General features: G+C 70.9%; 26 protein-coding genes, 1 tRNA gene and 2 pseudogenes. 20 read left to right on the top strand and 9 right to left on the bottom strand.

Going from position 1 to position 24,439, the window contains the following annotated elements; genetic code table 11:
• Positions 1-58: 58 nt before the first annotated feature.
• On the top strand, positions 59-1,534 hold the full coding sequence (locus ACFZDC_RS04730; RefSeq protein WP_391320105.1) for a protein kinase: 1,476 nt from the start codon (positions 59-61) through the stop codon (positions 1,532-1,534).
• Here the strand turns inward: ACFZDC_RS04730 and ACFZDC_RS04725 are convergent.
• Entirely contained in the window at positions 1,498-2,841 is a 1,344-nt protein-coding gene (locus tag ACFZDC_RS04725) for a hypothetical protein (protein WP_391320103.1), read from the bottom strand. The genes ACFZDC_RS04730 and ACFZDC_RS04725 overlap by 37 nt on opposite strands.
• Positions 2,842-3,084: 243 nt before the next feature.
• Positions 3,085-3,213 (bottom strand): DLW-39 family protein, encoded by a 129-nt coding sequence (locus tag ACFZDC_RS04720; protein ID WP_003999697.1) that lies wholly within the window; start codon positions 3,211-3,213, stop codon positions 3,085-3,087.
• A 347-nt stretch (positions 3,214-3,560) separates the two neighbouring features.
• Between ACFZDC_RS04720 and ACFZDC_RS04715 the strand changes: the two genes are divergently transcribed.
• Positions 3,561-3,887 carry a DUF6344 domain-containing protein gene (locus tag ACFZDC_RS04715; RefSeq protein ID WP_391320101.1) on the top strand — a complete coding sequence of 109 codons (327 nt, stop codon included), beginning with the start codon at positions 3,561-3,563 and terminating at the stop codon, positions 3,885-3,887.
• A 324-nt stretch (positions 3,888-4,211) separates the two neighbouring features.
• On the opposite strand, the pseudogene ACFZDC_RS04710 reads toward ACFZDC_RS04715, so the two are convergent.
• Positions 4,212-4,292, bottom strand: a pseudogene (locus ACFZDC_RS04710) (glycosyltransferase family 2 protein); the annotation flags it as partial.
• Here ACFZDC_RS04710 and ACFZDC_RS04705 point away from each other — a divergent pair.
• Positions 4,291-4,647 (top strand): annotated as a pseudogene (locus ACFZDC_RS04705) (glycosyltransferase family 2 protein); the annotation flags it as partial. The pseudogenes ACFZDC_RS04710 and ACFZDC_RS04705 overlap by 2 nt on opposite strands.
• Positions 4,648-4,674: 27 nt before the next feature.
• On the opposite strand, the gene ACFZDC_RS04700 reads toward ACFZDC_RS04705, so the two are convergent.
• On the bottom strand, positions 4,675-4,863 hold the full coding sequence (locus tag ACFZDC_RS04700; protein ID WP_391320099.1) for a 4Fe-4S domain-containing protein: 189 nt from the start codon (positions 4,861-4,863) through the stop codon (positions 4,675-4,677).
• A 110-nt stretch (positions 4,864-4,973) separates the two neighbouring features.
• Positions 4,974-5,450: a hypothetical protein gene (locus ACFZDC_RS04695; protein ID WP_391320097.1), complete on the bottom strand. Its 477-nt coding sequence runs from the start codon at positions 5,448-5,450 to the stop codon at positions 4,974-4,976.
• A gap of 202 nt (positions 5,451-5,652) precedes the next feature.
• On the opposite strand from ACFZDC_RS04695, the gene ACFZDC_RS04690 reads away from it, so the two are divergent.
• Both ACFZDC_RS04690 and ACFZDC_RS04685 read left to right on the top strand, forming a co-directional pair.
• Entirely contained in the window at positions 5,653-6,129 is a 477-nt protein-coding gene (locus ACFZDC_RS04690) for a hypothetical protein (protein WP_391320095.1), read from the top strand.
• A gap of 561 nt (positions 6,130-6,690) precedes the next feature.
• Positions 6,691-10,887, top strand: a complete 4,197-nt coding sequence (locus tag ACFZDC_RS04685) for a hypothetical protein (protein WP_391320093.1) — start codon at positions 6,691-6,693, stop codon at positions 10,885-10,887.
• Positions 10,888-11,352: 465 nt separating this feature from the next.
• On the opposite strand, the gene ACFZDC_RS04680 is transcribed toward ACFZDC_RS04685, so the two are convergent.
• Positions 11,353-11,757 (bottom strand): STAS domain-containing protein, encoded by a 405-nt coding sequence (locus ACFZDC_RS04680; RefSeq protein WP_391320091.1) that lies wholly within the window; start codon positions 11,755-11,757, stop codon positions 11,353-11,355.
• Between the two features lie 107 nt (positions 11,758-11,864).
• On the opposite strand from ACFZDC_RS04680, the gene ACFZDC_RS04675 reads away from it, so the two are divergent.
• The 3 genes from ACFZDC_RS04675 (at position 11,865) to ACFZDC_RS04665 (ending at position 15,175) form a co-directional block, all read left to right on the top strand.
• A complete protein-coding gene (locus ACFZDC_RS04675) occupies positions 11,865-12,194 on the top strand; it encodes a MarR family transcriptional regulator (protein WP_391320089.1) in 330 nt (109 codons plus the stop codon).
• Between the two features lie 199 nt (positions 12,195-12,393).
• Positions 12,394-12,528, top strand: coding sequence for a hypothetical protein (locus ACFZDC_RS04670; protein ID WP_391320087.1), 135 nt, complete (start codon positions 12,394-12,396; stop codon positions 12,526-12,528).
• A 1,354-nt stretch (positions 12,529-13,882) separates the two neighbouring features.
• Entirely contained in the window at positions 13,883-15,175 is a 1,293-nt protein-coding gene (locus tag ACFZDC_RS04665; protein ID WP_391320085.1) for a helix-turn-helix domain-containing protein, read from the top strand.
• A 488-nt stretch (positions 15,176-15,663) separates the two neighbouring features.
• Here the strand turns inward: ACFZDC_RS04665 and ACFZDC_RS04660 are convergent, their stop codons facing one another.
• Positions 15,664-16,329, bottom strand: a complete 666-nt coding sequence (locus tag ACFZDC_RS04660; RefSeq protein WP_391320084.1) for an ElyC/SanA/YdcF family protein — start codon at positions 16,327-16,329, stop codon at positions 15,664-15,666.
• A complete protein-coding gene (locus tag ACFZDC_RS04655) occupies positions 16,329-17,120 on the bottom strand; it encodes a UTRA domain-containing protein (RefSeq protein WP_391320082.1) in 792 nt (263 codons plus the stop codon). Before ACFZDC_RS04655 ends, ACFZDC_RS04660 begins: the two co-directional genes overlap by 1 nt.
• Positions 17,121-17,283: 163 nt before the next feature.
• Between ACFZDC_RS04655 and ACFZDC_RS04650 the strand changes: the two genes are divergently transcribed.
• The 12 genes from ACFZDC_RS04650 (at position 17,284) to ACFZDC_RS04595 (ending at position 24,213) form a co-directional block, all read left to right on the top strand.
• Positions 17,284-17,613, top strand: coding sequence for a hypothetical protein (locus ACFZDC_RS04650; protein ID WP_391320080.1), 330 nt, complete (start codon positions 17,284-17,286; stop codon positions 17,611-17,613).
• Between the two features lie 2 nt (positions 17,614-17,615).
• Positions 17,616-18,956, top strand: a complete 1,341-nt coding sequence (locus ACFZDC_RS04645; RefSeq protein WP_391320078.1) for an FtsK/SpoIIIE domain-containing protein — start codon at positions 17,616-17,618, stop codon at positions 18,954-18,956.
• Between the two features lie 10 nt (positions 18,957-18,966).
• Complete coding sequence (locus ACFZDC_RS04640) at positions 18,967-19,239, top strand: hypothetical protein (RefSeq protein WP_391320076.1); 273 nt, start codon at positions 18,967-18,969, stop codon at positions 19,237-19,239.
• A complete protein-coding gene (locus ACFZDC_RS04635; protein WP_391320074.1) occupies positions 19,236-19,904 on the top strand; it encodes a DUF2637 domain-containing protein in 669 nt (222 codons plus the stop codon). The genes ACFZDC_RS04640 and ACFZDC_RS04635 overlap by 4 nt, the downstream gene beginning before the upstream one ends.
• An 11-nt stretch (positions 19,905-19,915) precedes the next feature.
• Positions 19,916-20,101 (top strand): mobile element transfer protein, encoded by a 186-nt coding sequence (locus ACFZDC_RS04630; protein ID WP_391320072.1) that lies wholly within the window; start codon positions 19,916-19,918, stop codon positions 20,099-20,101.
• Positions 20,102-20,114: 13 nt separating this feature from the next.
• On the top strand, positions 20,115-20,414 hold the full coding sequence (locus ACFZDC_RS04625; RefSeq protein ID WP_391320070.1) for a SpdD protein: 300 nt from the start codon (positions 20,115-20,117) through the stop codon (positions 20,412-20,414).
• Positions 20,415-20,417: 3 nt separating this feature from the next.
• Positions 20,418-20,963: a diguanylate cyclase domain-containing protein gene (locus ACFZDC_RS04620; RefSeq protein WP_391320068.1), complete on the top strand. Its 546-nt coding sequence runs from the start codon at positions 20,418-20,420 to the stop codon at positions 20,961-20,963.
• A gap of 92 nt (positions 20,964-21,055) precedes the next feature.
• Positions 21,056-21,235 carry a hypothetical protein gene (locus ACFZDC_RS04615; protein ID WP_391320066.1) on the top strand — a complete coding sequence of 60 codons (180 nt, stop codon included), beginning with the start codon at positions 21,056-21,058 and terminating at the stop codon, positions 21,233-21,235.
• Positions 21,236-21,243: 8 nt separating this feature from the next.
• Positions 21,244-21,483 (top strand): hypothetical protein, encoded by a 240-nt coding sequence (locus ACFZDC_RS04610; RefSeq protein ID WP_391320064.1) that lies wholly within the window; start codon positions 21,244-21,246, stop codon positions 21,481-21,483.
• A complete protein-coding gene (gene repSA, locus ACFZDC_RS04605; protein WP_391320062.1) occupies positions 21,480-22,871 on the top strand; it encodes a replication initiator protein RepSA in 1,392 nt (463 codons plus the stop codon). Before ACFZDC_RS04610 ends, repSA begins: the two co-directional genes overlap by 4 nt.
• Positions 22,868-23,056, top strand: coding sequence for a helix-turn-helix domain-containing protein (locus ACFZDC_RS04600; RefSeq protein WP_061922262.1), 189 nt, complete (start codon positions 22,868-22,870; stop codon positions 23,054-23,056). The genes repSA and ACFZDC_RS04600 overlap by 4 nt, the downstream gene beginning before the upstream one ends.
• Positions 23,056-24,213 carry a tyrosine-type recombinase/integrase gene (locus ACFZDC_RS04595; RefSeq protein WP_391320060.1) on the top strand — a complete coding sequence of 386 codons (1,158 nt, stop codon included), beginning with the start codon at positions 23,056-23,058 and terminating at the stop codon, positions 24,211-24,213. The genes ACFZDC_RS04600 and ACFZDC_RS04595 overlap by 1 nt, the downstream gene beginning before the upstream one ends.
• Positions 24,214-24,268: 55 nt before the next feature.
• Here the strand turns inward: ACFZDC_RS04595 and ACFZDC_RS04590 are convergent.
• Positions 24,269-24,345 (bottom strand) — tRNA-Ile (locus tag ACFZDC_RS04590).
• Positions 24,346-24,439 lie beyond the last annotated feature (94 nt).

Raw genomic sequence — 24,439 nt, 5'->3', positions numbered from 1 at the left:
GGGGCTGCAGCGGGTAGAGGGAGCAGCGAGGGGCTAGGGGGAGGAGCGGCGGACTGTCATGGGTGAGGTCTTCGCCGGCCGGTACGAGCTGGCCGACCCGATCGGGCGTGGCGGTGCGGGTGCCGTCTGGCGTGCCTGGGACCACCGGCGCCGGCGCTATGTGGCCGCCAAGGTGCTCCAGCAGCGCGACGCCCACTCACTGCTGCGCTTCGTACGGGAACAGGCGCTGCGCATCGACCACCCCCATGTCCTCGCTCCGGCCAGCTGGGCCGCCGACGACGACAAGGTCCTGTTCACCATGGACCTGGTCGCGGGCGGCTCGCTGGTCCACCTCGTCGGTGACTACGGCCCGCTGCCGCCGGCGTTCGTGTGCGTCCTGCTCGACCAACTGCTGTCCGGCCTCGCCGCGGTGCACGCGGAAGGGGTCGTGCACCGGGACATCAAGCCCGCCAACGTGCTGCTCGAAGCCACCGGCACCGGCCGGCCGCGGCTCAGGCTGTCCGACTTCGGCATCGCCATGCGGTTCGGCGAGCCCCGCCTGACGGAGACCAACCTCGTGGTGGGCACGCCCGGTTACCTGGCGCCCGAGCAGATGCTGGGCGCCGAACCGGACTTCCCCGCCGACCTGTTCGCCGTGGGCCTGGTCGCCCTCTATCTCATGGAGGGTGCCAAGCCCGACGCCAAGGCGCTCGTGCAGTACTTCATGGAACACGGAACGCCCGGCCCGCCCAAGGGAGTTCCCGAGCCGCTCTGGCAGGTCGTCGCCACCCTGCTGCAGCCCGATCCGGGGACCCGTTTCCGCACCGCCACGGGAGCGCGCAAGGCGCTCGCCTCCGCGGCGGAGCTCCTGCCGGAGCCCGGTCCCGACGACGAGCTGATCGAGATCTTCGACCAACTCGGACCGCTGCCACCGGGATTCGGGCCCGACGGTCCGCTCGAGCCCGCATCCGGAGTGCGGTTACGGGCAGTGCAACGGGCCACGGACACCACCGACGGGACCACGGGGAGCACAGCGGGGCCGGCATCCGCCGCCGAGCCCCTCGATCCCCGCCGGGAGGGCGACGGGACGCAGCACTCCGTGCCCTCGTCGATGTCGGACACCGGAAGCTTCCACCTCCCGCCCCCACAGCCGACCCCGAGCCCCCAGCCGTACACCCCGCCCCCGCAGCCGGAACTCCGGCGGGCACAGCGCGGCGACCAGTACGGCGGGCACCCCGCCGAGCAGGCCCCCACTCCCACCACCGGGCCCCTCCCGCTCTCCCCGCACGCCCCCACGCACCCGCCGTACACCACCTGGCACCCCGTCCCGACCGCCCCTCCTGCCCCGGAAGCACACCTGCGCGCCGACACCTCCACCGCCTCGTACACCGCTCAGGACCCGCAGGTCCCACCGCTTGCGCGGCCGACGGAGCCGGTCCGCGCCCACGGCCACCGGGCCCGCCGCGCCGGTCCCCCGGCCAGGGCGGCGATCCCCATCCTGCTCCTGGCGCTGGCCTGCTACGCCGTGGGCTTCTGGGCGCTGATGCGCGTCTGAGCCCGCCGGGCCGCCACCGTCCACACGCCCAGCACCAGCAGCAGCGCGGTCCCCGCGCCGATCCCGCCCACCGCGAGCGCCTTCATCGCCGTGCCGCCGCCTCTCGTGCGCCCGGTCACCGCTGCCTCCCGGTCCTGCTCCGTGACCGTGAAGACGTCGTCCGGCACGGGCCGCCCGGCGTACCCGGGGCCGCCGTGGGCCTGCCCGTCGATCCGTACCCGCAGCGTCACCCCGAACGGCCCTGGCCCGAAGGTGTCGGCCATCCGCTCGCTCAGGTGCACGACCAGGTAGTACTCGCCGGCGAAGCGCACCGCGTTCTCCCCGGTGAGGACGGCGTACCGGTTGGCGTACTCCACGGGCGGCAGCGGGTCGAGCGCCGCGCTCTTCTGAGTGCCGGTGTAACCGAGGGAGGCGTCGTCGACGTATCCGCGGACGGGGTTGTGGAGCGACAGGGTCAGGGCACCGCCGACGTAGCCGTGGCCGCTCGTGGAGCTGCCCAGTTCGGCGACGGCGTGCACCCGGCGGCCCCAGTCGACCGGCACCTTGTAGAAGAGGGTCTGCCCGGGGGCCATGTCGGTCCGCCAGACCCCCTGGTCCAGCGGACGGGCCCCGGCGAAGCCGGCACCCCCGGACCGCTCGCGGGGATTGTCGGCGAGAGGCTCGGGTGAGGCGGAGTCCCAGCTCCGCGGCGCCGTGGTGGGACCGGGCCGCGCCGGACGCGGTTCCGTGACGGGTGCGATCTCCAGGTCCCAGCGCTGCGCCGAGCCCGCCGCGGCGGAGTCCTGGGAGTCCAGTCGTTCCACCACGAGGTAGTAGGTCCCCGCCCCCTGGCACAGCGTCCGGCCGGCCTCGCGCTGCCCCAGGGCCGTGACGGGACGCGGGCTCAGTGCGGCGCCGAAGCGTGCGGAGGCGTAGGAGCAGGAGCCGCCGCCCGTGTCCTGGACGGAGACGCGGATGCCGTCGGTGGCGGCGACGGTGGTGTGGGCGGGGGGTACGGCGGTGACGGGGACGTACGCCGTGGTCGTCCTGGCGAGGTCGAGGCGGTAGTAGAGCCTGCCGTGCTCGGGGAGGGAGCTGCGGTAGGTCCGGCCGGGTTCGAGCAGCTGGGCGCCGGTGGTGCCCGCCGCACCCGTGACCCGCCGGGCGTTCGAGGCGAAGGCGTATGTCGCGGGCCCGCTGCCGGCCGCGATCCCGCCCGGCAGCGCGGCCACGGCACACAGCACGGCCGCCACGACCGCCGCCCGGGCTCCGGCACCCGTCGGCCGGCCGGCCCGCCGCCACCACGTCCTACACCCTCGCCCCCGCACGCGCCGCTCCCGTCGCTCCGTACCCGCGCTCCCGGCCGTGGCCCATCCTGCCCCGGTCAGGCCTGCGCCATCCGTGGAATCCGTACGGCCGTCCGAAACGCCGACGCCCCCGGGACCCGTACCGCCGGACGCCTACACCAGCCGTCGAGGACCGGCGACACGGCGCTTCACCACGGACCCCCGGACAACACAAAACCCCGACCGCGAAGGCGGCCGGGGTCTGATCAGATGCTGGATCGGTACTCACGAACCCGTGGGCACGGAGTCAGTCGCCTCCGTCCACAGATCCTGCTCGGCGCGATCCGCCTGGATCTGGCGGTACACGAGGAGCCCGCCGATGGCGGCCAGTGCGACCAGGAGCAGCTTCTTCACCGCGCGACCTCGTCTTTCCTTGACGTAGGGGACCTCTGGCGCCCGACTATACACACCGACCGATATCGATCGGTGACCTGCGCCGGGCCCCAACTCCCGCCTCCACCAGCGCAATAGGCCAGGTCGGCGAGCGTTGCGACCGGAGGGTGATCACGCCCTCACGGGCCGTTACTTTCTCCCCTTCGCTCGCCCTCACCTGCTTTTTGATGTTTTTCTACCGCCTTACACCCATCCGAGTGGTGTTCATCGGAACATCGCCGCGCCACGGGCGTCGGTCCACCACTTCACGACCCCCATACACATCATGAGGAAAGTACGCAAATCGCCCAACCCGAAAGTGAGGGGCCATGACCCAGACCAAGGTCGTGAAGCTGTGGACCGCCATCGTCACCGCCTTCCTCGCGCTGTGCACGGCGCTCGGACTCGTCACCGCGACCACCGCGGTCGCCCAGACCGAGACCCCGACGGCCGGCACCGAGCACCGGACAGCCCCGGCGAGCCCGGCGATGAACCACTGGGCCTGGACCTACGGCAGGGCCCTGCCCCCCACGATGAAACAACGCATCCGGGCCGAGGCCCACGGTAAGTCCCCCAGCTGCCGGCACCGCCCCCTCGGCGAGACCGAAGCCGAGACGGACGCTGCCGACCAGGCCACGGCACCGCTCGACTGCTGAGCCGATCGCAGCACGCAGGACCGCAGACGTTTCGACAGCACGGCGACTTGCGTACGCATCAGTCGACACGGACAGACCCCCGGCCGGGATCGGCCGGGGGTCTTGCGCTGTTCACGGGGCCCGCCGCCGAGTCGTCAGGTCCCCTTCGCAGGTCGTAGCCTGGACCGGTGCCCAAGGCCTGCGGGGAGATCGCGGACGACACGCGGCCCGGGCGCGGCACGCTCCTACGAGGTCCTCGCGCGCGGATGGTGCGCGACAGCGGCCGGCACCGGAGCCTCCTCATGGACGTCTGCGACGTCGTGCTGCCCGGGGACCGTGCGGAACCGCTCTTAGTGACTTGTAGGCCTCCGGCAGGAAGCGGGCTGACGGTGCGTGGACAGCGGTGACCACGGTGATGCGCCGGATCGAGCGCGGGTGCGTCCTGCGGTTCTGGAAGGAGAACGGGTTCCGGGCCCAGGTGCATCCGGCGACGCTCTTCGTCCGCCGGGATCTACTGACCGCCCTGCACGATCGGCTGGGCGACCTCCCGGGTTCTGGATCTGCTGCCCGACGGCTCCACGGCCGGGTTCCCCGGCGACCCCGACGACGGACCGGGTGGTTCTCCGCGGAGATGGGGCTGCTGTACCGGAAGTGGGAGGGGCAGGTCACCGGGCAGGCCCCGCATGTCGATCCGGCCGAACGGGACGCCCGCATGGCCGTGGTGGAGGCCAGGGCACGGGCGCTGGCGGACTTCGCGTGGACCTACCCTGCCGGTGGCTGACCGGCGGGCACGCCACGGTCCCCGGCGTCATTCGGTGAGCGCGATGGCCTGCGAGGGGCACTTCTCGGCCACCTCGCGCACCTGGGGATCGCCCCCGCTCTCCTCCCGGCCGGGCCGGACGACGCCGAAACCGTCCTCGAACGCGAACACGGACGGGGCCCGGTGCGCGCACTCGGCCGAGCCGTAGCACACGCCGCGGTCGACGGAGACCTTCATACGTCCTCCAGCCGTAGGTGACCTCGGCCTGCCCGAGGGCGGGCCGCCGGTCGGCTCACTGACTTCCAGGACGTCACTGCCCGGCGGACCGCACGGTGAACCGGGGCTTCCTAACCGCTCCGCGGCCGGCCGGCGGTGGCGAGCCAGTGGGCGACCCGGCGGACCGCCGGCTCGTCGAGCCCGTCGACCAGTGCGCGTACCGCCAACTCGTCCTCGGGGGAGAGGTCGTACAGACCCGCCTTGCTCAGGCCGGCCATGAGCACCTGGTGCCGGCGGTCCGCCATGCGCTCGGCGAGCCTGACCGGCTCCACGGCCCGCTCCGGGGGCGGACCGGGCGAGGGGGCGGGCTCCTTTGCGGCCGGGCTGTCGAACCGGTGCCAGGCGCCGTCCCGCGGGCCCCACAGAGCGACCGTCACATCGTCCCCACGCGCGCGAACCGTCTGGGCCATGTCTCCCACCGCGTACAGCACGGGGGTTCGGTCGGGGGACTCGGCGCCCACCCGCCAGGAGGCTCGTGACGGCCGGTAGAACATCGCGACCCAGCGCGGGGCGCCGGGAGGTTGCGGGCAGTCGGGACGTTTCACCATGGCACTCACCCCTTCGAGAACGACCGGCGGACAGACCTTAACTGACGGTACGTCAGGTTTCCAGGGCGGTCCGGTCCCCCGTGCCGGCCGCGTTGCCGGGTTCCCGCGCGCTTCTGGCCTCTTCACGGCCGACGTGGCACCCTGCCCGCGCCCGGTCCCGCAATCCACCGGACCGGTGCGTCCCGGCCGAGGGAGACCGAAGATGAGCGGACGCGAAGAGGCAGTGACAGGAACCGCGCCGGCGGCGGCGCTGAGAAAGGTCCATGCCGACCGGGCACGCAGCGCGTACGACCGCGCCGTCGCCACCTGCCGTCACGCCGGGATCCCCCAGGACGCCGCCCAGCTCGTGCCGACGAGTCCCGTCGGCAGGGCCGCCGGCGCGCTGCGGCTGGCGGCCGGGTCACTCGACGCGCCGGCCGGCAGCGACCCCGATCCCGCGGCGGACGCCCGCTGCGCACGGAACGCCGCCGCGGCGGCGGCACTGGCGGCCCAGGTGGCCGCGTCGCGGGACGGAACCGGCGCCACCTCGGCCCTTCGGGCCGCGCTGACCGCTTCCCAGGCGGCGGCCGCCGCCGCGGGCGGGACGGCACAGGGCCGGAACATGTCGCTGAACGCCATCGCCGACGAGGCCGAACGAAGCGCCGTCGCCGCCGCTCGCACCGCCGGGTGGATGGCCTAGCGGCGAGCTCCCGGGCATGTGGGGCGTGCTCCCGGGCCCCGTGGGCGAGTCTCGGGCCATCTCCGCCCCTCGGGCCATGTGTACGTCCGGTACGTGGCCGCCGTACCGGCACCGGCCCGTCCGGCACCGGTCCCTCCCCTCGTGGGGACCGGTGCCGGACGGAGCGGGTGGCGTCGATCCGCGCCGCGTCGGCGTGTCGGCGCGAATCGAAGTGCGTCGCAGGAGTGGGAAGAGCAGGGGCCGGCCCGGGCCGGTCACCGGTCGCCGATGCCTGCGATGTCCGTCGTATCCGTGATGTCTCTGGCGTCTTCGGTGTCTCCGCCGCCTCCCGGCCGAAGTTGACCGAGAACGTTCGGCGCCATGGGCGGTGTCTCCGCGCGTCGAGCCGGTGGCCTGTCCGGACGGTCCGTGATGAGGCGGCTACCGGGTCGTGATCCTGCCATGTGACGGTCCCGCAGAGGAGGTGCCGGTCTTCGGACGAGGGCTTTACCGCAGGTCAGCCGTATAGGGTGAGTTTTCCGGTCCGGACGTCCAGATACAGGTGGAGTGAGGGGTGGGACCTTGAGTTCCGACTCAGGGGCACGCACAGCCTTCGCCGAGCGCCTCGCGCTGCTGTACAAGGAGGCCGGCAACCCTCCCCTCAAGAGCGTGTCGGAAGCGGTCGTACGGCTGCAGCGGGTGGACGAGCGCGGGCGGCCCGTGCGGGTGTCCGCCCAGCGCATCAGCGACTGGCGGCGGGCCAAGAACGTACCGGCCCAGTTCGCCGCCCTCGCGGCCGTCCTGCAGATCCTGATCCCGGAGGCGCGGCGTTCGCGGCCCGTTCCCGTCTCCTCCGGCCTCTACGACCTCGGCCAGTGGCAGCGCCTGTGGGAGCGCGCGCTGGCCGACCCGGCGGGCGACCGCCCCGCAGTGCCCGCGCAGGAGGACCGGTCGCCTCCGGTTCCGGCCCCGCCCGTCGCCGGGGGCGTGTGCCCCTACCGGGGGCTGGCGCCCTACCGCCAGGAGGACGCCCGGTGGTTCTTCGGGCGGGAGCGCAGCACGGAGGCCCTGGTGGCCCAGCTGCGCGCCGCCGAGAGGAAGGGCGGCCTGATCATGCTCGTCGGCGCGTCGGGCGCCGGTAAGTCGTCCCTGCTGAATGCCGGTCTGGTGCCCGCGGTGCAGGGTGGCGCGCTGCGGGACGGCGGCGACCGGCCGAGCGTCGTGCTCCAGCTCGTACCGGGCGCCGATCCGCTGGGCGAGCTGACCCGCCGCGTCCCCGAACTCACCGCCCTCGCCGCCGAGGCGCGCGAGGCCGAGGAGGAGGCGGCACGGAACCCCGCCGCGCCGGGCTCCGACGCCCCGCACTTCACCCGCGGGGTGCGGGAGGCGGTCACGGCGTGGGCGCGCCGGGAGACGGCCGCGCAGGAGCGGCTGCCCGGCGACGCGTCGTCGGGGCCGGAGCCGGACGGCGACGCCTCCTCGGCCGCGCGACGGGACGCCGGCGCCTCAGCGGTCGTACGAGGGGACGCCGAGGCCACTTCGGCCGCGCGGTCGGCCGGCGACGCGCGAGGCACCGCCTCCCTCGCCCCCCGCCCCGTCATCATCGTCGACCAGTTCGAAGAGACGTTCACCCTCTGCCCCGACGAGCCCGGCCGCCGTACCTTCGTCCAGTTCCTGCACGCGGCCTGCACCCCGCCCGCGGAATCGCCCGGTGCCGCCCCCGTCCTCGTGGTCCTCGGCGTTCGCGCCGACTTCTACGAGCAGTGCCTCGGCTACCCGGAGCTGGCCGACGCGCTGCAGCACCGGCACATGGTGCTCGGGCCGCTGACCACCGCGGAGCTGCGGGAGGCGGTGACCGGCCCCGCCAAGGCCGTGGGACTGGAGCTGGAACCGGGGCTGGCCGAGCTGATCGTGCGGGAGGTGAGCGCCGACGGCCCGCGCGGAGCGCACGACGCCGGGGTGCTCCCGCTCCTCTCGCACGCCCTGCTCGCCACCTGGCAGCGCCGGAAGGCGGGCCGGCTGACGCTGGCCGGCTACCGCGCGGCGGGCGGTATCCAGGGGGCGGTGGCGGCGACCGCCGAACGCGCCTGGTCCAGCCTCGACCCGGCCGCCCGCTCGGCCGCCCGGCTGCTCCTGCTGCGGCTCGTCCGGCTGGGCGAGGACACCCAGGCCACGCGCAGGCGCGGCACGCGCCGCCAGCTGGCGCAGGAGTCGGCGGACCCCGGCAAGACGGAGGAGTCGCTCGAGGCGCTGGTGCGCGCCCGGCTGGTGACGCTCGACGCGGAGACCGTCGAGATCACCCATGAGGCGCTGCTGCACGCCTGGCCGCGGCTGCGCCACTGGATCGACGAGGACCGGGGCGACCACCTGCTGCGCCAGCGGCTGGAGGAGGACGGCCGCGCCTGGGAGGCCTCCGAACGGGACAGCTCGCTGCTCTACCGGGGCTCCCGCCTGGAGCAGGCCCGCACCTGGGCGAAGTCCGCCGGGGACACCTACCTGACACGCAGCGCGGTGCAGTTCCTGGCCGCCTCGGTCAGGCTGCGCAAGCGCACGGTCCTGATCAGCCGCGCCGCCGTGGCGGCCCTGGTCGTGCTCGCGATCCTCGCCGCAGGTTCGGCGGTGGTGGCGTGGCAGCAGCGGGACGACGCCGTGTTCGAACAGGTCCTCGCCGAGGCGGACCGCGTCCAGCACACGGATCCGTCGCTGGCCGCCCAGCTCGACCTGGTGGCCCACGACCTGCGCCCCGACGACGAGGGGACGTACAGCAGGCTGATCTCGATCGTGAACGCGCCCCTGGCCACCCCCCTGCTCGGCCACACCGGCGCCGTCTACCTCACCTCCTTCAGCCCCGACGGCAAGACCCTGGCCACGGCCTCCTACGACCGGACCGTCCGCCTGTGGAACGTGGCCGACCCCAGCCGCCCCAAGCCGCTGGGCAACGCCCTGACCGCTCAGACGAGTTGGGTGAGCAGCGCGATCTTCAGCCCCGACGGGCACACCCTGGCCAGCGCGGGCGACGACGGCACGATCCGGCTGTGGAACGTCGCCGACCCCGCCCACCCGGCCTCGCTCGGCCGGCCACTGACCGGCCACACCGGCACGATCTACCTGGTCGCCTTCAGCCCGGACGGACACACGCTGGCCTCCGCGGGCGAGGATCACACCGTCCGCCTGTGGGACGTGGCCGACCCGCGCCGGCCCAAGGCGCTCGGCACGCTGGGCGGCCACACGGCGGCGGTGCGCTGCGTGGCCTTCAGCCCCGACGGGCGCACGCTCGCGGCGGGCGGTGACGACGACACGATCCGGCTGTGGAACACGGCCGATCCACGGCACCCCGAGCCCCTGCCGACCGTGCTGACCGGCCACACGGACCTCGTGCACTCGGTGGCCTTCAGCCCCGACGGGCGCACCCTCGCCAGCGGCAGCGCGGACGACACCATCCGGCTGTGGAACGTCTCCGCCCCGGCGCACGGGGCACCGATCGGCTCACCGCTCACCGGCCACACCGGCCCCATCTGGTCCGTGGCGTTCAGCCCCGACGGCGGGCGTCTCGCCGCGGCCAGCGCCGACAGCACGGCGAGCCTGTGGAACGTCAGTGACCCGTCGTCCCCCTCGCAGGTCGGCGAGCCGCTCGCGGGCAGCAGCGGCGAGATGTACGCCCTGGGGTTCAGCCCCGACGGCCGGACCCTCGCCACCGGCAGCGGTGACAGCAAGGTCCGGCTGTGGTCGATACCGACGCCGGACATGATCGGCCGCAGCGGGGCGTTCCGCCCGGACGGGAAGGTGCTCGCCACGGCGGCGCGCGACGGCAGGATCCGGCTGTGGAACGTGGCGACTCCCGGCCGGCCCGTGTCCCTGGGCAGACCGTTCATGCCCGCGGACGGCGGCCAGCGGTCCATGGTGTTCTCCCCCGACGGCCGCATCCTCGCCGTACTGACCGGGAACCGGGCGGTGTACCTGTGGAAGGTCACCGACCCGGCGCACCCGGCCGCCGCCGGACCGCCTCTCGCCCTGCGCACCCGCTTCATGGGCCCCGACGCGCTGGCCTACAGCCCCGACGGCCGCACCCTGGCCACCGCCTACGACGACCGCACCATCCAGCTGTGGAACGTCGCCGACCCCTCCCGAGCCGTCCCGTTCGGAAAACCGCTCACCGGCCACCGGGGCTTCGTCGACGCCCTCGCCTTCAGCCCGGACGGACACACGCTCGCCAGTGGCAGCGCGGACAGCACCATCCGGCTGTGGGACGTGTCCGACCCCGCCCGTACCGCCGAGCTCGGCCCTGCGCTCACCCGGCACTCCGGCCCGGTCAACGCGCTCGCCTACAGCCCCGACGGCCACACGCTGGCCAGCGGCAGCGACGACGACACCGTACGGCTCTGGGACGTCACCGACCCGGGCGCGGTGACGGCGCTGGGCTCCCCTCTCACCGGCCACACGGAGGCGGTCACGTCACTGACGTTCAGCGAGTCCGGCCGCACCCTGGCGAGTGGCGGCAACGACAACACGGTCCGGCTGTGGAACGTGACCCACCCCTCCTCGGCCACCCCCATCGGCCAGTCGATGAGCCCCTACGCCAAGACGGGCAACTTCCTGTCCTTCAGCCCCAACAGCCAGGTACTCGGGGTGTCGAGCGGCGCCGACACGGTCCGTCTGTGGCGCCTCGACGCCGACGAGGCCATCCGGCACATCTGCTCGGTCACCCGGGGCGTGCTGACCCCCCAGAGGTGGCACGAATACCTCCCCCGCGTGTCGTACGACCCCCCGTGCCCCCGCTGACCGACCAAGATCAGCCAAGTACCGCAACGAACACATCGTTTGCCTCCCCCGGGCCCCGCAACCTTGTTACCCTTGGCCATAGCCCGATCGCTGGTGCATCCCCCGTCGCCAGCGGTCGGGCCTTTTGTATGCCATGAACTGGTGTGCCGGGGCCGGGCCGGCCGGGCACCATGCCGCACTCCGCGGGCTGCGCGACGGCTCGGCAGGACGGCGTTTCGCCGGCTCCCGTTCCGGCCGAGGTCCAGGCCCGGCCCGTGGGGCAGCCCCAGCAGCGCGCCGAGGGGCGGGACTGTTCACCACCCGGCTCACCTGGCACCTTCCCGGCGGCAGCAGCGCCGTGCGGGAGTCCCGGCTCGCGCGGCGGCGCGGGGTGCTCGCCGTCCGTGCTGGACACCCTCCTGCGGGGCACCTTCCTGCGGGCCCTGACGCTCCAGCCCGGACCGCCCGTTCGGCGACCGCCGTGGCTCAGGCGACGGCGGCGGCTTCCACCGTCCCTCGTATCTGCAGGACGGTGTCGGCTCCGGTGATCTCGAAGAGACGCTGAAGCTGTTGCGGCGGCGCGGCCACGCGCAGGTTGCCCAGTTGATGCGTACGAATCAGCAGATTCAGAAACGTCGAGTCCGCGAAGTCAACGCCGGAGGCGTCGAGGACCACCTTCGGGTGCTTCTTGGCCGCCGTCTCCAGCGCGTCTGCCAGAGGCGTGATCGAGTGCATGTCGTAGGAGCCCTGCGCGACGACGACCCAGGCACCGCGCCATGCGTGCTGAGTCACCTCAGCCCCTTCCGGGGCATGCTCGTTGACCTGATCCGGCCACTGCTTCCCGCCGACGTTACTCATGAGCCTTGGCATGACGGCCTCGTCCCAGGACACGCTCGGGCCCCTTCTGTGGTTCTCCCTCACGGGAACAGGTCAACTGTTACATGAAAAGTATGTCATGTATCTGGGTTCCGGCAATGGTGCCCCCTAAAATGCAGGGCATGGTTGGAGTGCCCGAATCTCACACCGGATGGACGTTCATCACCAACCACGCGCGCGTGCTGGCAGCCATCGCCGACGACCCGAACGTCCGGATCCGCGACATCGCTGCCCACTGCCGGCTCACGGAGCGCGCCGTCCAGCGGATCATCTCCGATCTCGAGCGAGACGGTTACCTCTCCCACACCCGCGACGGGCGCACGAACACGTACCGCATCGAGCCGGACAAGGTGCTGCGCCACCCGGCAGAAGCCGGCCTCTCCGTGGCTTCCCTGCTGTCCCTGCTCGTACAGGACGAGTCCGACCGCGTCAGGAAGCCGGTCACTCAGTAGCGGTGCTCGGCCGGCTCAACGGTGCGAGGCAGTGGCGGTCCTACCAGGTCCTACTGGGCTGCCGTTCCGCGGCCTCCGCCCTGCACGTCACCGCTGTTCCCCGTCGTTGCTCGCTGCTTCGGGCACGCGTGGGACACGCCTACAACAGTCTTGAGATGTACATACAACCGGTGCCTCGACGTACACCACCGTCAAGACGGTGCGCACCGACAGCGCGGGCAAGCTGAAGACGACGATCACGGCGAACGCCTCCGGCACCTGGCGCTGGCACTTCGCGGGAACGGGGACGACCGGTTCGGCCACGGCGGCGGGGGACGGGGTCGCGCTGAAGTAGGGCCCTTCCCGACGCAGCCGATGGCGGGGGCGCTGACTGACCCCAGGGTCAGCGTCGCCACCTGAACCCCCGCCTCCCGGCGACAATGACCTGCTTCCAGGTGCCAAAAGACCCCCGGACCTGGTGGACCGGGGGTCTTCTCGCTGGTGGGGCTAACAGGATTTGAACCTGTGGCCTCATCCTTATCAGGTCGATCACATAGCGTCTTCGCGATTGGTCCATCCGCTGGGGGCTTCGATCTCCGGTTCGCCACCATCCCTGGCTGACCGCTTCGGTCCGCTGCCGTTGGTGTCAGGCGTTGGTGTCAGTTCCCCAGCTGGCATCCCTGGGCGCAGCATCGATGCGGTCTACTCGGACGCCGAGCACGCGCGAGGATGGCGACCGCGCTCGTTGCCTTCGCCCGCTGCAAGCCGAGGCCACTGAACGTATAGGTCTGGCTGGGATGCCGACAGGGTGCGGGAATCAGCGTCGGAAGCACGGTACGTTCCCCAGCCGTAGGGGGCGCCTACCGGGGGTGTCACCTACACAGTCCAGGACGCACGTCGCGTGACCGACGCCACAGCATTCGGAGTGAACGGCTGCAGCAATGATCACGTCTACGTCAGATGTCGTAGGCGGACTCCATGACCCGCAACCAACCTGAGGAGACGCCCCCCCTAGGTTGATGCCTCTCAACAGGCGTTTCTCGCCAACACGTTCGCTGCCGCTGCATCTCACTTCCGCCGGAAGTAGCGCGAACGTACCGTCAAAAAACGACTCTGTGCGGCAGTTGGCGCTGGTCGTGTCACTCATGGAGCGGTGTTGTCTACGGAAACCGGTAAGCTCTTCCCAACATCTTTCTCGAGGCGCAAACCGTCGATCGGGTCATCCGATCGGAGCCGATCGGCTCCGCGACCGAGAGGAAGGTGCCGCGTACGGAAAACCCGCCGGAGGGCGGGGAGCGTAGCTACCGGAAGATCGTCAAGAAGGTGTCAGTCTGGCTGACGCTCCAGGCACTGGGTGCCTGGCTGCGCCATATGATCGACAGTCACCTCTAGACGCGTAAGGCCCCCTGCTGCAACAGAGGGCCTTCCGGGAGCTCACTCCCACACGCCGGCCCTGTGCCCCCGCCTACGGCGTCATGAACCGTGGGGGTACAGGGCCTCTTCCCTAACCGATACACGCGGACCGAGGTCCTTAAACCGTGCGGCCAACGGGCTCTAACATCGCGCTTTTCCGCAGGAGCATCCACCAGTTCTGCCGCTAAATGACATGACAGTGCTGGTCACGCCCTTAGGTGAGTCACGATGTGAGGACAGCCTCGCCCTCGAATGGTACCCCTAAACTGGTCCCACCGACGAGAAAGAGCATACGGATGGCACGGGGCATGGCTGATTTCAGCCCCTCTGCGCTGCGGGAGTGCCGTATGGACGCCTCTAGGCATCCCGGAGCGGAGGCGATGACCGCTGACGCATTGGCACGGGCTGTCGGGGCGACGAAGGCACAAATCCTGGCCTACGAAAATGGGCACCGAGTGCCAGACCCGCCGCGGGTGCGAGCCCTCGCCCGGGCACTGAAGGTCCACCCTTGGCAGCTCATGAACTTTGATGCGCACACCTCGTGGACGCTTGCAGACTACCGGCGCGGCGCCGGCTTGCGTGCCCAAGACGTGGTGAGCCGCCTTGGGGTCTCCCCCAAGAACTATCGAAGGTTTGAGAACGAGGGCATCGTCCCGAGCCGTCGTCCACGGTTTGTGGACGAAGTCGCCGCCGCCCTGGGCATGCCTCGTAGGCTGCTGGAGCAAGCCATCGATCAGACGCCAGCCGTCCAGCGTCGTCAAGCTCGCGTAGCTGAGCTTGTCGTGGCTATGGCCGAGCGCTATGTGCCCAGGCCTGGCCCCTGGCGGGGGCCTGCCCTGGACGACCCGAATCTGATCGAATTGGCAGCGTCGTACGGCCGGCCCGTTCAGCGCATACGTCACGTCCTCACACACGAACTAGGTGACCTGCGACAGAAGCAAGTTCGCGCTCAGCGCGAGCGCATCATCGCGGACTATGACACTGACCGTCGCAGGCAGGCCGGGGCGCGACAAGCCATGGAGCGCTGGAACGAGGTGTTCGACAGGAACCTGTTCCGCATACCACGGCGCTTGGAGCAGTTTCACCGGACGGCTCAGCCGTCAGACGTTTGGCAGCTCTTGGTCGACATTCACAACGTCGATGCGTCGGCCCGCTCCGATGCGGGTATCTGGGCGGTCACGAAGCTTGTGTGCTCGGATCCTGAGGTGCTGCCGCCCTACCTGGTCGAGAGACGCACTATCGAGGACATTACGGTCTGCCGTCTTACCGGTGCAGGGGCAAGCCACGTCAGTGCGTTCGCTGGGCTGTATGCAGCGCTGTACCCGGGCGTCCGTCGCCCCCTCCGTGCAACTGCCCGTGCGAGTACCAAGACGCGCGGTCCCGGCGGGCCCGAGACGTTCTCGCTGCCGAACCGACCCGACCGCCTGGCAATACCGCAACCACTCCTTGACGTCGCCCGCACTGTGGCCGCGGACACCAAGAGTGTCATTCCACTAGGGCTCAGTACCAGGTTCAATCTCTTGGTGGGTAGCACCTCATTGTCGGTGGTAGCGCAGGACGAGGCATTACCCATCGATGGTCAGGTTTGAGCGGCGCACGCACACCTACATGACGCTCCTAGCTGCCATCCCGTACGCCGTCGACCCACACACCGTGGAGCGGGCGTGGTTCAGGGCGTCAAGGTGGAGCGCGCCACTGTACGAACGACCTTGACGCCCTGGGCCGCGTCCGCTCGGCTCTGCCTGGGTCGATGGTGTGCGGGATGGGAGCCCCCAGCATCCGCCACTATGGACGCGCGGGCGGCGACGGCGCCCCCTCCATCCCGGTGCCGGCCGATCCCCCGCCGGAGGCACTGTTCTGACCGTGGCTGCGCTTTGCGGTGATCGCCTCATGGCCTCCGGCCCTGTCCACATGTGGGCGCGCGTCGGCGCAGCGCGGGCGGAGCGGGCCGGAGGCAGGAGCGGCGCCCGCAGCGGAGCCGGGAAGCGCGCCCGGCGGAGCGGAGCGTAGCCGGGGCTTGATGAGGTAGAGAAATCTGTAACAGCACAGGGGCTGATAGGTCGGGAACCAGTGCGACTTAGGCAGAGGGCTGGTCGGTAACCAGGAGTCGGCTAGTGAAGCCCGCGTGGCACAGCCGGTCGTAGGCCTCGAGTACGTCGTCCGGCACGGGCTGGCTGACCATGAAGCCCTGCGCCGGGTAGATGAGCAGTCGCTGTAGCGCTCCTACAAGCATGTCGATGACCAGCCGCGGGTCCCCGATGGAGTCGACGTACTCGTCCAGCGTCATCGGGCTGGAGGCGCTGACAATCTCGACCGCGGGCCACAGCTTGCGTGCGGTGGCGTAGGCTCGCCTCTCCTCATACGGCTTGCTGATCAGCAGGACGGACGACACATCGACGCCGGCCTCCTCCAACAGCTCTCGGGAGAAGCGGATGTTCTCCCCCGTGTTCCGCGCACGTGGCTCCACAAGGATGGCCGAGTCGGGGACCTCAAGCTCAAGCGCGCGCTCTCGGTAGTGCACGGCTTCCCCTCGGGGCATGCGCTCCCGCGTCGTGGGACTGGTGGCTCCCGTGAACACAAGCAGTGGAGCCATGCCGCGCTTGTACAGGCCCACCGCTGTCTCGGCTACGCCCAGGTCATGACTGCCCAGTCCGATGGCGACTGAGCACGGCCGCAGGGTGTGGCCCATCTGGTGGTAGTCCCACAGGCGCCGAGTGTCGGCCCATGCCCGTGCAGAGATCATCACTGCCCCTTCTTGTCCTTCGCCGAGTCGGGGACCTTGAAGTCGTACTCCCAGGCGAAGCGCGAAGCCGCGTGCACACCGATCGCGAACTCGACCACTGTGCCAGAGGCCGTGTAGGTCGTCCGATGCAACTCGACGACGGGTTCGCCCGGCGGGAGCTGCAGAAGCTTCGCCTCATCGGGCGTGGGAGCTCTGGCGAACAGCTCTTCCTTCATGTGGTCGATCTCGTAGCCCGCGTCATACAGCACCCGGAAGCCACCGCCTCGGCCGGCTGGTCCCGGGGTTGGGTCCACCAGCCGTGTGCCTTCGACGTGCTCGGGCCGGTAGTAGCTGGTCAGGGTGTGGGTCGGCTGGTCGCCTTCCTTCACCAGCCTCGCTCGCGCGTACACCTCGGCGCCTTCGGGCAGGCCGTGCGCAGCTGCTACCGCTGGTGGGGCTTCCACCAGGCTGACCGTCTGCGTCTGCTCGTTCCGGCGGTAGCTACGTCCAGAGGCCACACGGTCAGCGATGAACGCCACCTCGTCGCCGTCACGCCACTTGGCCTTGTCATACCTGGCAATACCGAGTCGCTTGAGCGGGACCCGCTCGCGTACGACGGTGCCGTGTCCGCGAGAAGACGTCACCAGGCCCTCGGCCTCAAGAGCCTTGTAGGCCTGGTGGACGGTGGACTTCGAGCCCTCGCCCTGCGCAACTAGCTCCCTGATCTGCGGGAGCTGCCGACCCGGCGGGTAGTCACCCCGCTTGATCTGCTCCGCCAGCTTGTCCGCCAGCTCGCGCCACTTGGGCGTCATCGTCCGACTCCTCTCGACACACCAAGTCAAGCACAGTCCCAGGACTGTTGACAGTCCCAGGACTGCGTGCGAAAGTCTCCTCAGGTCCCGCGCAGTCCTAGGACAGCGGCGACTGTGGGCCTTCTTCGTGTTGCCCACAGACCTCGACTCAAGGGAGTGCTTCATGCCGTCTTTCAAGATCGACACGTCGACCGCTGTGGTGTTCGTGGCGACCGCGCCGACGCCGAAGCTGGCCAACGCCAAGACCGGTGAGCGGGCGATGGACCGGGAGACCGGTGCCGCTCTGTCGACGGTGGGCCTGCTGGTCTCGGACGAGGGGGAGGGGAACCTCTACCAGGTCACCGTCCCCGAGACCGGCTACCCGGAGGGCCTGGCGCCGGGCATGCCGGTGAAGGTGGTCGGCCTCAAGGCCCGGGACTGGGAGAACGAGTTCAACGGCCAGAAGCGGCACGGCATCTCGTTCCGCGCGGTCGCGATCACCCCGGTGGCCTGACCATGACCGACCTGTCCATGGTCCTGGAGACCACCGGAGTCCTCGCGGGGGCAGGCGGTCTCGGCTACGCGAAGGTGCGCGCGCCGCGCGTGTACTGGTCGCTGGTCGGGCTGCCGGTCACCTGGGGCCGGTTCACCTTCACCTACCGCTCGACGATGGACGTGTGCGGGCTGACGGTGCAGCCGTCGCGGATGCGGGCCTTCCTCGCCCGGAACGTGGCCCGCCGTGAGGTGCTGCCGGTCCCGCCGAAGGTGCGTCGCGTGCGGGGCACGTCGACGGGGCTTCGTGTGACGCTGCGGCTTCCCGCCGGCCTGGAACCGGCCGACCTGATGGCCGCCTCGGAGCGGCTGCGGCATGCCTGGGGCGTGCACTCGGTGACCATCGCCGAGACCAAGCCGGGGTACGTCGAGCTGCGGATGACCGGCTATGACGTGCTCCGCCGGGTCCGGTTGCCGCGTGGGGCTCGCCCTGAGGGTCTGGCGGTGCCGGTGGCGCTGCGGGAGGACGGCACGGCGTTCGTCCGTGACTACCGTCAGGTGCCCATGGCGCTGACGCTCGGCGCGAACAGCTCGGGCAAGTCCGTCTATCAGCGGAATCTGATCAAGGGTTTGGCGCGGCTGCCGGTGGCGCTGGTCGGGATCGACTGCAAGCGCGGTGTCGAGCACTCCGCCTACGTGCCCCGGCTGTCGGCCCTGGTCACCACACCGGACGACTCGGCCTCGCTGCTGGATGTGCTGGTGGGGGAGATGGAGTCCCGCTTCGACCTGCTAAGCGCGCACGGCGTCTCGGACATGTGGGACCTGCCCGAGCGGTTACGGCCGGTGCCCGTCGTCGTCCTGGTGGACGAGGTGGCCGAGCTGTTCTTGATCTCCTCGAAGAAGGATGAGGAGCGGCGGGAGCGGATCGTGACCGCGTTGATCCGGCTGGCGCAGATGGCCCGTGCGGTCGGGATCTACCTGGAGGTGTGCGGGCAGCGCTTCGGCTCCGAGCTGGGCAAGGGCGCCACCATGCTCCGCGCCCAGCTCACCGGCCGCGTGGTGCACCGCGTCAACGACAAACAGACCGCCGAAATGGGCCTCGCCGACGTGGCTCCGGACGCGGTCGCGGCCGCCAGCCTCATCCCTGCCGAACGCCCCGGCACCGCCGTGGCGGCCGACTCCTCCGGCGGCTGGGCAAAGATCCGCACCCCCCACACCTCCCGCGATGAAGCGAAGGCAGCGTGCCGGGACTTCGCCCACCTGGTCCCGGACCTTCCCGCCCTCGATCCGTACCGGCCGCACGTGCCTGCCGAGGTGCCGGCGTCTGGTCCGTCGCTGGTCAAGCCGCGCCCGGTCACCGAGTAGGAGAACCGCCATGCCGAAGCCGCTGACTGCGTTGGACTCCCTGGCCCCGACCGACTTCCTTCGTCAGCTCGCCTCACTGCGAGAGCAGCGGGACGAGATCGACCGACAGATCCGCGCCCACCTGGCCTACGCCCGGGAGTTCACCAGTCCCCGGCCCTACACGCTGGCCTCGCTGGCGGACGCGTCGGGACTTTCCATCTCCGGTGTGCGTACCGCCTACACCCCGGCCGACTGCGACACCGTGGCGCGCGCGCTGGGCCAATCTTCTCGGGAGCAGTCATGACGACACCAACCCGACGCCTTCGTCCGGACGCCGTACTCGTACAGGCCGTTATCGCCGGTGCTCTCTCCTTCGCGCACCTGCACGACCTGGCTTCGGCGGCCGGGCAGTCCGGATGGAAGGCGTGGGCCTATCCGGTCTCGGTGGACCTGCTGCTGGTCGCCGCCTGGCGTCGGCTGCGCACCGGCCGGGACGGCTCGTCCTGGACCTGGTTCGCCATCGCCCTGGCGGCCTCGCTCGGCGCCAACGTAGCCACGGCCGGACTGCTCGACCTGCACCAGGTGCCCGCCTGGCTGCGCATCCTCGTCGCCGGATGGCCTGCCCTTGCCTTCCTCGGCGGCACCCTCCTCGTCCACGCCCCTGCCCCGGCCGCCGTGGAGCCGGAGCCGGACGAAGAACCGTCCGCCTCGGAAGTCGAGGTGCACCGCGCCGACACACCCGAACCGGTGCCCCCGGCCCCGGCCCCGGCTCCGGAACTGACCCCGGCGCCTGTGAAGCCTCCGGCCGCCCCGGCCGTTCCGCCGGCACTGCTCGACCACGCTCGCTCGATCGCCGACGCACACCGCACCAGCACGGGCGAGCAGATCACCGCCGACGCGCTCACCGCCCGGCTCGGTCTGCCCGCCCCGACCTGCCAAGCCATCGCCGCGCAACTCCAACTCACCTGAGAGGTCAGCCCGTGCGTCCGAACCGCTTCTACAACGTGATCCGCGTCGGCCCGGTCGAGGTCGGCACTTACGACAACGGCCGTGGCCAGACCAAGCACACCGCCGCCTGCACCGCTCCCGGCTGCGGCTTCTCCACCGAACACCGCGACCGCTCCGCAGCCGAACTCGCCGCCCGCACCCACCGCTGCAACGCCTGACAGGAGGAAGATCGTGTTCACACCGAAGTACCCGCCCCAGGACATCGCCCCCGCACCGGCACCGGCGACCGCTCACGTCCCCGCGGTTCAGGCCCCGGCCGCGGTCGTTCCCGCGCCGGTCTCCCAACGACCGACCGTCCAGATCACCCCGGGCAGCGCTCTCGCCCTCGCGGCCTGTGGCGGGGCCGTGGTCCTGGTCGTCGGCGCCGTCCTCGTCTCCATGCTCCTCGCGGTCGCCATCACCGCCGTCTCCGTCGCCGTGACCGCCGTCGTGCTCCGCTTCCTCATCACCGACCTGCGGAAGGGACGCTGAACGATGGAAACCCTGATCGCCGCCGCGTTACCCACGCTGGGCTGGGCCGTCCATGGCGGCCTCCTCGTCCGTCGCCTGGCCACCGCCCGCCGGGATCCGCTGACCGGCCTGCACACCCGCGCCGGATGGACCACCCGCGCCGAACACCTGCTCGCCAAGCACCCTGCAGCCCTGGTGCTCCTGATCGACCTGGACGACTTCAAGGCCACCAACGACATCCACAGCCACGCCGCAGGAGACGCGGTACTCACCGCCACCGCCCGCCGGCTGAACACCTGGGTCGGGCGCTACGGCATCGCCGCCCGCCTCGGCGGAGACGAGTTCGCCGCGATCATCACCGACCCCGGCCGCACCCCCAGCCTCCAGGCCCTGCAACTCGCCTTGAACGGGCCGGTCGAACACGACGGCCACAGTCTGCCGGTCTCGGCATCGGTCGGCCGCTGCTACTGCTCCCACCTGCCAGTGCCGACCCTCACCGACGCCCTGGCTGCCGCCGACGCGGCGATGTACGCAGTCAAGGGCCACGGCAGGCGCCACACCCGCCCATGACGGCCCCCGGAGCGGCCTCACTCGCCAAAGATCCGCCGCTCCGGGCGCCTGACTCCCTCCAGAGCCACCGGACCCGAAAGGGAAGCCCCATCATGTCCCAGCACGCCCCGAACACGCGCGTCTGCCGCGACTGCGACGGCCACGCCACCGCCCACATCACCACCGGCGGCCGGCACCGTGACGGCAGCCGCATCACCCTCCGCGTGACCTGCCCGGCCTGCAAGGGTTCGGGCACCGCGCCTGCCGCCCGCCTCGCCCGCGCGGGGAGGTGACCGCAGCCATGAGGACGATCACTACCTCCGCCCACCTGGAGCCCGACACCACCGCCCGCCTGAGCGTGTTCGCCCCCACGCCCGAAGACGAAGGCTTCGTCAGCCTCCGTGTCGGAGGCGAGTTCGTCGACCTGGCACTGATCGCCCGTCCGGGCACTGCCGACGCCCTGCGCGCCCTGGCCCGCGTCGCCGAGGAAGCCGCCTCGGTCCTCGACCGGATCGCCGAAACCGCGGACGGTGCCGCGTGACCGACGCCGCCACCATGGCGGGCCTGGACCCGGCCACCCTCGCCGACGTGCTGAGGCTGGCCGGGTCAGACGGCTTCGACCGCATCCAAGACCAGATCCGCCGCACAGGCGGCTGCACCGACCCCATCCGCCTGACGGGCACCACCGTCACCCGCGACGCGGCCACCGGCCACGTCCTGCACTCCTACTCCACCGACACCGAACCCGGCGGCGTCCTGCGCGTGGCCTGCGGCAACCGGCGGGCCTCCCGCTGCCCTGCCTGCGCTTGGACCTACGCGGGCGACACCTACCACCTCATCCGCGCCGGCCTCGTCGGCGACCCCAAGAAGGGCACCCCCGAGACCATCCGCGACCACCCGCGCGTCTTCGCCACCCTCACCGCGCCCTCATTCGGCCCGGTCCACAACCGCCCCGGCAACCGGCCCTGCCGCTGCGGCACCCACCACCAGGAGGACGCCCCCGAACTCGGCACTCCGCTCGACCCCGAGTCGTACGACTACGCGGGCGCCGTGCTGTGGAACAACCACGCCTCCGACCTGTGGCGCTACTTCACGATCTACCTGCGCCGCGAGATCGCCAAGCGGGCCGGCCTCACCCAGAAAGCCGCACACGAACAGTCCCGCGTCTCCTTCGGCAAGGTCGCCGAGTACCAAAAGCGCGGAGCCGTCCACTTCCACGCCGTGATCCGCTTCGACGGCCCCGAAGGACCCGACAGCCCGCCCCCGGCCTGGGCCACCCTCGACCTGCTCACCGACGCCGTCCAGGCCGCTGCGCCCCGCGTCGCGGTCGACGTGCCCCCGGCTGGGGACCAACCGGCCCGGACGCTGCGCTGGGGCACCCAGCTCGACGTCCAGCCCATCGGCGCCTTCGGCCACGGCGAGGACATCACCGAACAGGCCGTCGCCTCCTACGTGGCCAAGTACGCCACCAAAGCTGCCGAGACCACCGGCACCGTAGACCGCCGCATCGGCAACAAAGAGGCCCTGGCCCTCCTCGAAGTGCCCGACCACCCGGCCCGGCTCATCGCGGCCTGCCTCGACCTGCACCCGCTCTACCCGGACCGGAAGTTACGGGACTGGGCGCACATGCTCGGCTTCCGCGGCCACTTCTCCACCAAGTCCCGCCGCTACTCCACCACCCTCGGCGCGCTGCGCCAGGTCCGCGCCGACTACCGCGCCGCCCAGCAACGCGCCGCCCTCGGCCTGCCCGACCCCAACGACGAGGAAGCCACCACACTCACCCTCGCCCACTGGGCCTACGCCGGACACGGCCACACCCCCGGCGAGTCCTGGCTCGCCGCCAACATCCACCGGGACATCCAGCACAGCCGCGAGATCGCCCGCGAAGAAGTACACGCCTTGTACGCCCTGGAAGGAGCCGACGCATGACCACTGCCGCCCCTGTCCTGCTGACCGTGCCTGAGGTCATGGCGCGGCTGAAGGTGGGCCGGACCAAGGTCTACGACCTGATCCGTACGCACCGCCTCATGTCCATCAAGGTCGACGGGTGCCGGCGTATCCCGGACCAGGCGGTGCACGACTTCATCACTGCTCAGATCGGGGAGGCCGCCTGATGGCGAAGCGTCGGCCCAACGGCGGCGGCACGGTCACCAAGCGGTCCGATGGTCGCTACCAGGGTGCCGCGTACGTGACCGACACGGACGGCAACCGGGTGCGCAAGTACGTGTACGGCCGGACCTGGGACGAAGCCAACGAGAAGCTCGGCAAGCTCCAGGACCAGGAGCGCAACGGCATCCCGGTGCCGTCCCGGTCCTGGACGCTCGGCGAGTGGATGGCCTACTGGCTGGAGCACATCGTCGCTCCGGAGCGCGAGCACAACACGTACGTCAAGTACGAGTCCAAGGTGAGGCTCTACCTCGTGCCTCACCTCGGAAAGAAGCCGCTGGTCAAGCTCACCCCAGCACAGATCCGCGCTTTCATGGCCACGCTGGCGCGGGAGAAGGTCGGTGCCTCCGCCCGCTTCGAGGTCCTCCGCGTCCTCCGGAACGCGCTCAACCGGGCCATGCGCGAGGAGCTGGTCACGCGCAACGTCGCCCTGCTGGTCGACATGCCCAAGGTGACCAAGGACAAGGGCACGGCGTGGAACGCTCGGGAAGCGATCGCCTTCCTGCGCTCAGTCCGCGCTCACCGCCTCTACGCGGCCTGCGTTCTCGTCTTGGTCCTCGGCCTCCGCCGCAGCGAGGTGCTCGGCCTGCGCTGGCAGGACATCGACTTCGAGGCCGGCCACTTCACCCCGGTCAAGCAGGTGCAGCGCGTCAAGGGCGTGGGCCTGGTCCTCAAGGACCTCAAGACGGAGTCCTCCCAGGCCGTGCTCCCGCTCCCGGAGTTCTGCGCCCGCGTCCTGGAGGAGCGCCGGGAGCTCCAAGAGCTGGAACGGAAGATCGCCGGTGAGCACTGGTCGCAGGAGCCGGACCAGGACCTGATCTTCTCCTCCGAGCACGGCGGCATGATCGACCCGGTGGGCTTCTCCCGGACCTTCGATCGGCTCGTGAAGCGCACCGGCGTCCGCCGAATCACGGTCCGCCTCGCTCGGCACACCTGCGGCACCCTGCTCGCCTTCCTGAAGGTCCACCCCAAGGTCGCCCAGGCGATCCTCCGCCACAGTCAGATCAGCATGACCATGGACGTCTACACGCACGTGGTGGGCGAGAGTGAGCGGGAAGCGGTCGGCCTGCTCGCCGAGCTTCTAGAAGATCCACTCATCGGCTGATGTCAGCCGTAGATGTCAAAGACCCCCAGCCGATACCGGCTGGGGGTCTTCTCGCTGGTGGGGCTAACAGGATTTGAACCTGTGGCCTCATCCTTATCAGGGATGCGCTCTAACCAACTGAGCTATAGCCCCGCCGCGCTCTGCGGTGTATGTCCCGCGCGCTGACTCCTGAAGATTAGCGCACGAGGGCGGCAGTCCCAAAATCCGTTGTCCGGGGACTGTCAGG

Source organism: Streptomyces sp. NPDC007905, from assembly GCF_042959345.1.
Classification (GTDB): domain Bacteria; phylum Actinomycetota; class Actinomycetes; order Streptomycetales; family Streptomycetaceae; genus Streptomyces.
This window is presented reverse-complemented; position numbering and strand designations above follow the sequence as displayed.